The organism is Granulicella aggregans (assembly GCF_025685565.1).
Taxonomy (GTDB): Bacteria; Acidobacteriota; Terriglobia; order Terriglobales; family Acidobacteriaceae; genus Edaphobacter; species Edaphobacter aggregans_B.
Genome location: NZ_JAGSYE010000001.1, coordinates 1,770,311 through 1,782,635 on the forward strand (window position 1 = coordinate 1,770,311; position 12,325 = coordinate 1,782,635).

Sequence of the window (12,325 nt, forward strand, 5' to 3'; positions counted from 1 at the left end):
GGGCCGCACAAACGGCAGGCCCCCGAGTCATATCAGCGTGGTGCTCTGCTCACAAACAAACCTTAGCGGGTCACGTGACGTTCGGCACGTGGCCGAAGGTTGTAGCGTCCCAGACAATCGGGTCACGCTGCATCGTCGCCTTCCGCGTCCCCATCTCCCTGAATTTGTCAGGTCCCAGACCTGTTCCCAGACCTCTTCCCAGACCTTTTCCCAGACCTCATCGGGTCAAACTTCGGGCTGTCTCTCCGTCTCTGCCTCCCACTTTCAGGGGAGTTTCATTCAGCTCCTCCTGCGTCAAACTCATCCGGTCACGACGTAGAGACTCGTACCGAATGAGCGGGTCTTTGATCTTTCAACGGCAGTTCATCTCTTCACCCAATGTTCGCGAACGGGGCTGTTGACCACGCCGCTCGCAGCCGATAGGTAGCCGTCTCACCCGTGATTGGAGTGCAGTTTGTCATCCCCAGGGCCCATATCAGAGTCGTACTCGCGACTCTACAGTCGCGTTCTCTACGTCGTCATCCTGTTACAGCTAGCCCTCGGTTCCATCGCCTGGTTTGCCGCCAGATCGCTCCGGTTACAAAACTCCACTCTGATGGCCGACCGCCATCTTCTACTGGTCGAGTGGGCGCTGGGCCTGACGCCCTTTCTCATCATCACCGCCGTCCTCTGCGCCACCATGATTCGCCGCGACGCCCGTCGGCAGTCTGCTGGCCGGCAGCAGATGGAAGATGAACTTCGCCGGGCCCACAACACGCTCGAACGGCGCATCGAAGATCGCACCGCCCAGCTCCAGACCGAGGTGACCGAACGCCAGCGCGCCGAGCAGCTAAACCGCGGTCGAAATCAGCTTCTCGAGATGCTCGCCCAGGAGGAGCCGCCGCACAAGATCTTCCAGGCCCTCACCGACGTCATCGCCAAAGAACGTTCGCGCTGGTGCTGCGCCCTGCACCTCGCCCGCGAAGGCGATCTTCACATGGAATCCTCGAGCGGACTCCCTACAAATCTTCTCCGCAGTCTCAAGCAGCTCGACGTTACGATGACCGACGCTCCCGAAGCCGTGGCCCTGCGTGAACGCAAACCCCAGGTCATCGAAGACCTGCCCCGCGAACGCAAGCCCTGGCCTCAGCTCCTCTTCGCCAACGGCATTCAGTCTCTATGGTCGATTCCGATCTTCGCGCCGGATGGCTCACCCCTCGGCACCCTCACCATCTACTCTCTGCTCCGCTGCCAGCCCTCGCAACAGGATTGGGAGCTTCTCGAATCGCACTCCAAGATGGCCGCGCTCGTTCTCGAGCGATACCGCCTCCAGCAGGACCTGCGCCGCCACGCCTATCACGACAGCCTGACCGGACTTCCCAACCGATTGCTCGGAGAAGAGCAGCTGCACTCCGCCATCAAGCGCAGCTCACGAGCGGCCACGCCCGTCGCGGTCCTGTGGATCGACCTCAACAAATTCAAGCAGACCAATGACGTCCACGGCCATCTAGCCGGCGATGCTGTACTCAAAGAGGTCGCTCTCCGGCTCTCCGCCCGTCTGCGCGAGAGCGACACCATCGCCCGCATGGGGGGCGATGAGTTCATGGCCGTCCTCGAAGGCGTCACCGATCGTGCCGACGCCGAACACGTCGCCCAATCGCTGCTCCAATCGCTCACCGCGCCCATCCCGTTCCAGCGGCTTATGCTCTCCGCCTCCGCCAGCGTCGGCGTCTCCATGTATCCCGAGGACGGAGAATCAGCAGACCTGCTCGAAAGAAACGCCGACATGGCCATGTACGAGGCCAAGTTCGGACATCACGGCGTGCGCGCCTTCTCGCCCGCCCTCGACCTGGTCCTGTCCGAGCGCCGTGAACTCGCGAAGGCGATGACCGAGGCCCTCGAGACCGAGGGCTTCGCGCTGCACTATCAGCCTCAATACCGTCTGGATGGATCCCTCGCCGGATTCGAAGCCCTTCTTCGCCTGCCCCATCCCACGCTTGGGATGATCTCTCCTGCGCGGCTGATACCCATCGCGGAAGAGAGCGGCATGATCGTCGCTCTCGGCAACTGGGTCCTGCGCGAGGCGTGCCGTCAGAGTCTGGAATGGCAGCTCACCGGATATCGTGCCGTGCCCATCGCCGTCAATATCTCTGCGATCCAGTTCATGCGCGATGACTTCGCGGACCAGGTCGCCGATGTTCTCCGCGAGTCCGGCCTCGATCCCGAACTGCTCGAGCTTGAACTCACCGAAAGCGTGATGGTCAAAGACTTCACCGAGTCGACCCGGCAGCTTGAACGCCTCAAAGCTCTCGGCGTCAGCATCGCCGTCGACGACTTCGGAACCGGCTACTCCTCTCTGAACCAATTGCATCGTCTCCCCATAGACCGCATCAAGATCGACCGCTCCTTCATCCAGGCGCTCGGCGATCCTCGAGGAACGCTTCCGATCGTGGAGAGCATCATCTCGATGGCGCATCGCATGGGCATGATGGTGGTCGCCGAGGGCGTCGAGACCGAGCAGCAGGAGATGGCGCTGGCCGCAAACGGCTGCGACCTCCTTCAGGGATACCTTCTCTCGAAGCCTGTCGAAGCCATCAGGGCCGCTGGTCTGCTGGCTTCCACCGGCTTCGTGTTCCTGGAGGATCTTCCTCTTGACCGGTTTCCTGAGGAGCCTGTCGGTCGTGAGCGGGAGCTTGCCTCGGCCTCCTGAAGCGTTGCCTGGGCCGTCACCCGCTCCCCGCCGCTACTTCACCATTGGCTCCAACGCTCCCGTCGCCGTCATGAAGTACGGCGAGATCCCCGTCTGGGTCACCTTGACCCCATGCGTTGTTCCCAAGGGGTAAGCATCTTTCGGAATCGTCAGGATGAACCGGTTACGGATCAGGAAGAGGATGCCCGCAATTCCGTCTCTGCGGAACTCCGGCGCTGAAGTCAAGGTCAGACCGCCATCGTTCGCGCAGAGCAACTCCAGGTTATTTGCCGAGCGTAAGGCAGCCGGCGGGGCAAGGGAAACCGACGAACCAGGTGTTCCGTGGGTCGTTGTCAGCGCGTTCCGTGAGAAGTCGTCCGCGTCGGACTGCCGTTTGTCTCTCAGCCCGAAGATCGCCACGCCCTGGTCGAACGCATACTGCTCCACGGTCAGCCAGTCGTACTTTCCGCCCCCATTCTCGCCGCTTGAAATAAGCAGGATCACTCGCCTTCCCGGAGCATGCGATAGTCCCGCCACCGCGACCGCCACGTCGTCCCACAGCGGAAACGTCTTTCCGCATGCCGAGTGCTCCTTGCCTCCATGCAGCGTCGGGAACGACATCGCGTCGCTGACCCCCTTTCGCAGGGCCGCGGCGTCAGGAACAGCGTTATTCATCGAACGTGTCATCGTGCAGTCGGCCGCGTACATCGTGATGCGGTCCGTCGGCAGCAGCTGCGATCCCACCAGTCCCGCGAACTCGTCCCCCAGCTTGGAAAGATCGTGAAAGCTGTCCCTGCTTGCATCGATCAGGATCACCAGGGAGAGCGGATCCTCGCCCTCCCGGCGCATCGAGAGCGGTGTGATCTGCGTTCCATTGGCGGTCTTTAGCCTTAGCTTCTCCACCGGCACGTCATCGACAGGCCGATGGATATGGTCCGTGATCAGCAGAGCCATCTCAAGCGTAGGTACAGATGTTGCAGCGGCGCTCGGAGCAGCCGGAGCAACCACGGCGGCGGGTGCGGCCGCAGCCGGATCGGCGGTCTGGCTCTCCAGTATGGCGCAACTTCCAGGCAGAAGTAGGACGACGGTCAGCGAAAGCATTGAGCGAGCAGAGGTAAGCGAACGAGAGTGTCCCAAGTAATTCACCTTCTGCGGAGCTGTTTGCATCCGCGTAAAGCGGTCTGTGCCGCGCGCAGGAAGCATAGCATTTGACGGGAAGCCGGCCTCTCGAGCGCAGAGGCCGGCAGCTCTGACCAGCCAAATCAAGCACCGTCTTCTACTTTCGTGTCACTCTTGGCCCCTGACCCCCAAAAAATCTTGCCCATAATGGGCAAACCCATTAGCATCACCTCAAGAACAAATCCTAATTACTTCGAACCCTGAAGAGAGCTGCGTTTCAATCTCTTAGGTCATTCGCGGGTAACTTGAAATCTCTTCCCAGGCAAGCGGCTTTACAAGATTCATAACGTGAAAGGTAGATTTAATGCACTGGCAGACCATCCACCGTTTTAGATTTCTTTTGGTAATAATGCTGGGCATCTCCTGCCATTCCATCGCTCACGCTGCCTGCCAGGTTGAAGGCCCCTCGCTCGAAGAGACGACCAAGTACCTCATCGAAGCGGGCCGCTCAACCGTTCCCAACTTCACGCTCACCTATAGCATCGAGACCGGCGTCATCAAGCTCGACTCCGGCTTCCGCCAGAGTGTTCCCGTCTATCTTCTCGACTGCGAGTCCTTCGTCGTCAGCGGCCACCCGCCCACCAACGTCAAGGTCTGGTGCAAGGACAACGTCCTCTGCGTCAACAGCATGCAGAAGACCGGCGAGCCCTTCACCGAAGGCGCCCTCCGCATCTACTACGAAGCGGACGAGGAGCACGCCCTTCGCGTCTCTCGCGCTCTCTCGCACTTCGTCTACCTCGTTCAGAAGCAGTACGACGAACAGAAAGATCCCTTCGCCACCAAGAAGTAAGCAATTGAAGTCCTAACAGGAACCCGTCATCTCGACCGGAGCGAAGCGGAGTGGAGAGACCCCGCATTTCGCCCTTTCGAACCGCCCACCTGTCTGCTCCTGGAGCCGACAGGTGGGCCGTTCAGCATTTAGTCATAGGCGTAAGGATTCGTGTCCACCGTGGTCATACCGCGCGTCTGGTTACACAGAAACACCGACCCGGTAAAGTAGATCCCCGGCTTGGTAACGGTCTTCGCGACCTCGTACGCATGCTTCAGCTCCGCCACCGTCAACTGCACCGGAGCCTCATCCGGCTGATACGTAATCCCGTACGGATAGTCCTCGCCCGTCCTGCTGATCTCCACATGACACCCCACCACCCACGTCACGGCGTGCGTCTCCAGGAACCGCATCAGTCGCTCCATGCTCGCAAACCACTTGTCCCAGAAACTGATGTAGCACCGCCCGCGATAGAACATGTCTCCCGTGAAGAGAATCTGCGTGGACTCGTCGTAGTAAGCGAACTCCGACTCCACATGCCCCGGGCTTCCCCATATCAAAATCTTCCGCCCGCCCAGGTCCAGCGCCACCCGCTCCTCGGGATAGTTCGTCATCCCCCAGAAGCCGACCATCTCCTCATGCGTCTGCCCCATGAACCGAGTGTTTGGCCGGTCCCAGAACTGGTCGATCCCCGCGTAGTGGTCGTCATGCAGATGGCTGAAGCTCAGCAGCAGTTCCATATCGTTGGGCTTCCGTCCATTCCGCGTGCACCACTCCGCAATGCACTGGTCGACCACATCCCGCAGCCCCCAATCCGTCCGTAGCTGCGTATAACCCTGGTCAATGAAAAGTATCCGCTCATTCCCAAAGTAGAGGTGCATAAACGGAGCCTCATAGCTGTAAGCCTTGTTCTGGCGCAGATACGCCGTGTGCTCGTTGTACCAATGCACCTGCACCGCAGGGTCCTTGTTGTCCATGCACGAGGGCGACCCGCAGATCCACCTCTCCGGCCACGTCCCCGCCGCCGGAACTTCCGTCGCAAAATCAATCTGCTTCTTCGCAACAGCGGGCTCCGCAACCGCCTCGCGTTCCATCACCACCGACACCGTCGGAATCACCACCGAAACGATCGGCAAAGCCAGAAAACTTCTACGATCCATCAACCCACCCTCTAAGACCTCAATAAAGAACCGTCATCTCGACCGGACCCTGAGCAACGCGAAGGGGAAGTGGAGAGACCCCCGCATTTCGCCTTGTGCCCCATTCATCGCAGCTTCATCGCGATGAGTGGGTTCACCGATAAGCCCCATCTATGGCAGCCAGAACGGCACCGGAATCTCCGGCATATCCGCTCCTGTCCGATACACCTGTTCATCCGGCCCCACGCGGTTCAGCAGAATGAACTCCTCGCGAAACACAACCGTCGCCTTCCCAACGATCCCCGTCGCATACGTCAGCGCCTCATCGATCACCCTAGGCTCCAACTGCAGCACATGCTCAAACTCGCGATGGTTCCTGAACCGCGGATAGGCTCTCCCTGGCACAAACATCATCTCAATGTGTCCGCCCATAACCCACTTCACCGTGTGGCTCTCGCTCCACGCCTTCAGCCTTGTCAGCGAAGTCACATAGTCTCGATCGTTCGCGATCATGATCCTGCCCGGATACAGCAGGTCGCCCGTATAAAGCAGCTTGTTGTACGAGTCATAGAACGTCACCCCATCTTTATGCGTCCCCGGCGTGGGAATGACGGTGATCACCCTCCCGCCCAGGTCGATCTTGCCCGTCCCCTTCGGCCACTCTCCCAAACCATAGAACTGTTTTGCCGCCGCCAACTCCATCGGCGCAAGCGTAGTCTCCGGCCTTCCCACAAACTGCCCTCGCCCCTGGTGCTGCGCGACATCCTCACCCGACGTCAGCACCACCGTCAGCGGAATCGTCTTCCTTCCCCGCATCTGGCACCACCGCCGCACCAGCGCATCCACCGTCTTCCGCAGCGGATAAAACTCCGCCTCCGGAGTCGCTCCCGTATCGATCAGCAACGCCCCGCTGTTCCCGAACAGCAGGTACGTAAACGGAGCCTCCCAATGCACGCACGGATTCTCGCGCAGGATGTACGTGTCCTCGTTGTAGGCGATCACATGGACCCGCGGATCGGTATTCTTCGCCGCCACCACTGACCCATGAATCCACCGCAGCGTGATATCTCCCGCGGCCGGCCCGTCACACTCGTAGTCATGCACCACCGGCCCTGTCCGGCGCAGCGGCAGACACGAGTCCGTATTCCTCACCCCCGGCGGGTTATAAGCCTGCTCCGGATCGCCATTCGGTGTATTCGCCAGTTTCTTCGGCGGTACCACGACGCAAGGAACAGCCGTCTCTGAACTACCCGTTTGCATTGAATCCTCCACGCACTCCCCACCAAGAAGACGTCATCTCGACCGAAGCCGTGCAGCGACCGGGGTCCCCGGCGAACGTTCTTTGTTCGCTGGGGTGGCAGAGCACGGCGCAGCGGAGAGACCCCCGCATTTTCCCTTTGCCCCACAACCCCGCGCCCGGGCGCAACCCCGCCGGCGCCCCAATCCTCTAAAAGTGATAACCCGAGTCTACGCAACCGGCCGCCTTTGAATCAGCAACATGGCCGCTCTCTATCTCCGCAATAAGCACTCCTGCTCTTTCCACCACGACTTTCATCCCGAAATCCGCGTCATAACCAACATGACCTCGAGCTCCGCCTCTGGCCCGGCCCATCGCAAACGCAATCTCCTCGTACCGATTCTGACCGCGCTCCTCTGCGCTCCATCGGCCTTCGCCTCCGCGTCCTTCCTTCTCGAAGAACCCTACGGCACCTTCGGCGCGCTCAACCCCACCGGTCACGCCGCTATCTACCTCGACAACGTCTGCGCCGACACCCCCACCCACCTCCGCCCCTGCCGCGATGAAGAGCCCGGAGTCGTCATCAGCCGCTATCACCGCGTCGGCGGATACGACTGGATCGCCATCCCCGTCATCCCCTACCTCTACGCCGTCGACTCCATCAGCGAGATCCCCGAGCGCGTCGACAAAAAACAAGTCGCCGCCCTCCGCGACGCCTACCGCCGCAAATACCTCCTCGACATCGCCCCCAGCACCCTCGACGACCGCGCCCCCAAAGGCGACTGGACCCAGCTCGTTGGCGCATCCTTCGACCGCCGCGTCTATGGCCTCCGCTTCGACACCACCCCCGACCAGGACCTCGAACTGATCGCCATCCTCAACGACCGCCGCAACGTCGCGCACTTCAACCTCTTCTATCGCAACTGCGCGGACTTCTCCCGATCCGTCCTCCAGATCTACATGCCCGACGCCATCCGCCGCAACGTCATCGCCGACTTCGGCATCATGACCCCCAAGCAGATCGCCCGCTCCCTCGTCGTCTACGACAAGCACCACCCGGAGCTCCACGCCACCTTCTTCACCATCCCCCAGGTTCCCGGCACCCTTCACCGCAGCCACTCCGTTGATGGCGTCGCCGAAGCTCTCGTCAAGAGCAAAAAGTACGTCATCCCCTTGACCTTCTTCGCTCCCCAGGTCACCGGAGCGGCCGTCGCCGCCTTCCTCGTCAATGGCCGCCTCAAGCTCCCCAAAGACCCGCCGGATCTGGTTCTGACCACCACTGATTCCGCATCTCCCACGCAGCCCGCCGACGCCCAGCCCGCCAACACTCAGCCTGTCGTCGCCCCGGCAAGCGTTCCGACACCCCTCAGCAGATAAAGCCAGCGGGGATTAGACGAAGAACCGGGGAACAAAATCAACAAAATAGAAGTCGTCAGCTCGACCGAAGCGGCGGACAGCTTTCTCGTCCGTCTCGTAGTGGAGAGACCCCCGCATTCTCTCGCTCGGCCACTCTGATCAGCCGCGGGCAGAACCCACTCGCCCGCTGTTACACTAAAGATTCGCGCCGTCTCTCCAGCGCGGACATCTTTTCAGTTCCGCCAGATGGCCGGATCACCTCGCCGCCGCGGAACGACCCAAAGGAAGACAAAACCACCGTGGATCAGCAGACCAAAGAGACTCTCAAGCACGACCAGTTCATCGACACCACCAACTCCGGCATCTCCTGGGCCAGCGCCCACCGCAGCACCCTCATCACCGGCGCTGTCGTTCTGCTCGTCGCGATCGTGGCCGTCATCGGCGGTTTCGCCCTCTACAATCACCGCTCGGAGCAGGCAGCCACCGACTTCGGTGCCGCCTTGCAGGCCTACCAGACACCCATCGCGCAGCCTGGCCAGCCCGTGCCTCCCGGCGTCAAGACCTACTCTTCAGTTCTTGAGCGCGCCAAGGCCGCCAACGCCATGTTCCTCGCCGTCTCGGACAAGTACGGCATGACCCACGCGGGCAAGCTCTCGCTCTACTTCGCCGGCCTTACCGCCATCGAAGCCGGCCAGAACGCCGCCGCCGAGACCGACCTCAAGAAGGTCGCCGACGGCTGGAACTCCGATCTCGCCGCCCTCGCCAAGCTCTCGCTCGCGCAGCTCTACCGCCAGACCAGCCGCGACTCCCAGGCCATCGACCTCTACAACCAGCTCACCGCGAAGCCGACCTCTACCGTTCCTGCCGGCCTCGCCCAGCTTCAGCTAGCCGAGCTCTACGAGTCCGAAGGCAAGCCAGCCGAGGCCAAGAAGATCTACGCCCAGCTCAAGGACAAAGACGCCAAGGGCCCCATCGGCCAGATCGCCCAGCAGAAGCTGAACCCTGCTCCCGCAGGCGGCCCCGGCGGAGCGATCCAGGCTCAATAGCAATCAGCACAGACCAAAAAATCCGCTAGCTCTGCGGTAGAGAATCAGCCATTTTGCCCATCGTTACGACATCTTGTCGCTAAGGATGGGCAAAATGGCGTTATGTCGTCTTTCAGACGTGTATTTTCGTGCGACCAAGAGTAGTGTTGACAAAGTCAATGGCATGAAGCATTAATGTTCATCTGGCAAATAATCATGCGAGCTCGCATGGGTCGGTAAGGATCTTCCTATATCGTCGTGCGGCAAGCCGGTTCGTTGAAAAGCGAGTGTTGGAGATTCAGAAATTCCCAGTAGTGTTGGATAGGAATTTCTCATGCAAGTAGGTTCGAAGGTCGTTCACCCTCTCGTCGTGGGGTCCGGAGTCATTGCGGTTGTTGGTGTCTTTATTGCGTTCCCCTGGATGCTCACCAACATCTTCTCCGCCACCTATCTTCCACACGGCTTCTGCTTCATGTGGAATCCGCAGCTACTCTGGCTGCACGTCATCTCCGACATCATTATCAGCGCCTCTTATCTGGTCATCGCCGGGACCCTTGTGCATCTGGTGCGGGCTGCGCGGAAAGACGTTCCGCTGCAGAACATCTTCTTTCTCTTTGGCGCTTTCATCCTCCTCTGCGGCCTCACCCACTTCCTTGCAGTCGTCGTCCTTTGGAAGCCGCTGTATTGGATGGAAGGAGACGTCAAGCTGCTTACGGCGGCCGCTTCCTTGCTCACTGCCATCGTCCTTCCCTTATCAATCCCTAAAATCCGCGGTATTCTCACGAGCGCCAGGCTCTCCGCCGAAAGCGAGCGCCGCTTCCTCGCTGCTGCCAACTCCAGCCTCGACAGCATCTTCATCCTCTCCAGCATTCGCGATGCCGCGGGAGAGATCGAGGACTTCAAATTCAATTTCGTCAATCCAAATGCCGCCCGGTTGATCAGCCGCACGCCCGACGAAATCCTGGGACAACGCCTTTGCGAATTGGTCCCATTCAACCGAACCTCCGGCCTCATCGAGAGATACAAACACGTCGTTGAGACGGGAGTCGGTTTCAAGGAAGAATTTCACATCAGCGCAGAGCGAGTCCTCGCGTCCTGGCTGAAGATCCAGGCCATCAAACTCGAAGACGGAATCGTCATCACCACCAGCGACATCACGACGCGAAAGCGCCTTGAGTTCGAGCGAACCAAGGCGTTCACTCATTCACTGATTGACAGCTCTCCAGCGACTATCATCGTCACCGACCTTACCTACACCATCACCGCGATCAACCCCGCCGCGGAGAGAATGCTCTGGTACAAGCCTGAAGAAGTCGTTGGAAAGCAGACGCCGCTCATCTTCTACGACATCGAAGAGATCGAGGACCGTGCCAAAAAACTTACGACGAAATATGGGACGCAAGTCACCGTCAACGAGGTCATCTTCTTCGTCAGCCGTGCCCAGAACATCGACGACGAGGCCGAGTGGAGCTTCGTTCGCAAGGGGGGATCACGCCTCACCGTCCAGGTCACAGTAACTCCCCTTGTCGGGGATAGCGCCCACGACTCCGGCTTCATGATCACCGCCTATGACGTCTCAGAGCGAAAGCGCCGCGAAGAGTACATCTCGCACATCTCCCAGCACGACTCGCTCACCGGCCTGCCCACGCGCCACCTCCTCTTCGATCGTCTGGCAATGGCCATCGAACGCGCAAAACGCATGAGTACAAACTGCGCTCTCCTCATGTGTGATCTCAATGAGTTCAAGGGAGTCAATGACTCCTACGGCCATCACGCCGGCGACGTTCTGCTCTCCCAGCTCGCCACCCGCCTGAAGAGCACCATACGGGCTAGTGACACCGTCGCCCGCATGGGTGGGGATGAGTTCGTGGTTCTTCTGGAAGGGATACACAACGAGGCCGAAGCGATCACCATCGCGAAACAGATCAAGGAGAGCCTTCGTCTGCCCTTCACCTTGTCGCAAAACACCACCATCCACGTAGACGGCAGCATTGGCATCTGCATGTATCCCGAGAGTGCCTCCGACTCGACCAGCCTGCTCAGAAATGCGGACGTGGCCATGTATCACGCCAAGGTTGAGGGAGGTGTCCAGATTGAGATCTACACCAAAGCGCTTGCCCACACCTCTATGCAGAAGCAGGAGATCGCCGCCGGCCTGCGCGATGCCCTGCGCAACGGCGAATTGCGCCTCAACTATCAGCCTCAACTTGACCTCTGCGACGAGCGCGTCGTCGGCTTTGAATGTCTCCTGCGTTGGACCAATCCGCGCCTCGGAGCTATCTCGCCCGCCATCTTCATCCCCATCGCCGAAGCGAGCGGCCTTATTCAGCCGATCGGTGCCTGGGTACTCAAGCAGGCGTGCAAGGACATCCGAGCACTCAACCTGAAGCTCGGACGCGAACTCTTTATCTCGGTCAATCTCTCGCCCCGCCAGATGGAACAGAAGGGCATCCTCGAGATCGTGGCGGAAGCAATTCAGGAAAGCGGAATCGATCCGGCTTGGCTCGAACTGGAGATCACAGAAGGCGTCCTGATGAAGGACTCCGTCGCTACCACAGCGGTGCTTGAGGGCTTGCGTAAACTCGGCGTCCGGATCGCGATCGACGACTTCGGTACCGGCTTCTCCAACATGTCCTACCTGCTGCGCCTGCCCATCGACTGCCTCAAGATCGACCGCTCCATCATCGATGGCTGCTCGACCACCTCGAACATGTCGACCGTTGCAAGCGCAATCATCGCGCTCGCTCATCAACTCAAGCTCAGCGTAGTCGCCGAAGGTGCAGAGATGATCGAAGAGATCGAGTTCCTGCAGCACGAGAAGTGTGACCGCGTTCAGGGATTTTACTTCTCCCGCCCGCTTCCCTTGGATCAGATCGTCGCCATGAACCTCAATGGCCACGGCGACGGCCACAAGCTGCGCGGAGAAGCTCAACCGGCTGCCAGCCGCTAGCC

At 60.1% G+C, this 12,325-nt stretch carries 8 protein-coding genes; 5 read left to right on the top strand and 3 right to left on the bottom strand.

Features of this window, described 5'->3' with window-relative positions:
- Positions 1-454: 454 nt before the first annotated feature.
- Positions 455-2,689, top strand: a complete 2,235-nt coding sequence (locus OHL18_RS07045) for a putative bifunctional diguanylate cyclase/phosphodiesterase (protein ID WP_263374105.1) — start codon at positions 455-457, stop codon at positions 2,687-2,689.
- 33 nt (positions 2,690-2,722) lie between these two features.
- On the opposite strand, the gene OHL18_RS07050 is transcribed toward OHL18_RS07045, so the two are convergent.
- Positions 2,723-3,805: a vWA domain-containing protein gene (locus OHL18_RS07050; RefSeq protein ID WP_263374106.1), complete on the bottom strand. Its 1,083-nt coding sequence runs from the start codon at positions 3,803-3,805 to the stop codon at positions 2,723-2,725.
- A gap of 382 nt (positions 3,806-4,187) precedes the next feature.
- Here OHL18_RS07050 and OHL18_RS07055 point away from each other — a divergent pair, with 382 nt between their 5' ends.
- Positions 4,188-4,637 (top strand): hypothetical protein, encoded by a 450-nt coding sequence (locus OHL18_RS07055; RefSeq protein WP_263374107.1) that lies wholly within the window; start codon positions 4,188-4,190, stop codon positions 4,635-4,637.
- A gap of 128 nt (positions 4,638-4,765) precedes the next feature.
- Here the strand turns inward: OHL18_RS07055 and OHL18_RS07060 are convergent, their stop codons facing one another.
- Positions 4,766-5,776 (bottom strand): MBL fold metallo-hydrolase, encoded by a 1,011-nt coding sequence (locus tag OHL18_RS07060; RefSeq protein WP_263374108.1) that lies wholly within the window; start codon positions 5,774-5,776, stop codon positions 4,766-4,768.
- A 150-nt stretch (positions 5,777-5,926) separates the two neighbouring features.
- Positions 5,927-7,015, bottom strand: coding sequence for an MBL fold metallo-hydrolase (locus OHL18_RS07065; protein WP_263374109.1), 1,089 nt, complete (start codon positions 7,013-7,015; stop codon positions 5,927-5,929).
- A 238-nt stretch (positions 7,016-7,253) separates the two neighbouring features.
- Between OHL18_RS07065 and OHL18_RS07070 the strand changes: the two genes are divergently transcribed.
- The 3 genes from OHL18_RS07070 (at position 7,254) to OHL18_RS07080 (ending at position 12,323) form a co-directional block, all read left to right on the top strand.
- Positions 7,254-8,369 (top strand): hypothetical protein, encoded by a 1,116-nt coding sequence (locus OHL18_RS07070; protein ID WP_263374110.1) that lies wholly within the window; start codon positions 7,254-7,256, stop codon positions 8,367-8,369.
- 278 nt (positions 8,370-8,647) lie between these two features.
- A complete protein-coding gene (locus OHL18_RS07075; protein WP_263374111.1) occupies positions 8,648-9,394 on the top strand; it encodes a tetratricopeptide repeat protein in 747 nt (248 codons plus the stop codon).
- A 313-nt stretch (positions 9,395-9,707) separates the two neighbouring features.
- On the top strand, positions 9,708-12,323 hold the full coding sequence (locus OHL18_RS07080) for a sensor domain-containing protein (RefSeq protein ID WP_263374112.1): 2,616 nt from the start codon (positions 9,708-9,710) through the stop codon (positions 12,321-12,323).
- The last annotated feature ends 2 nt before the right edge of the window (positions 12,324-12,325 follow it).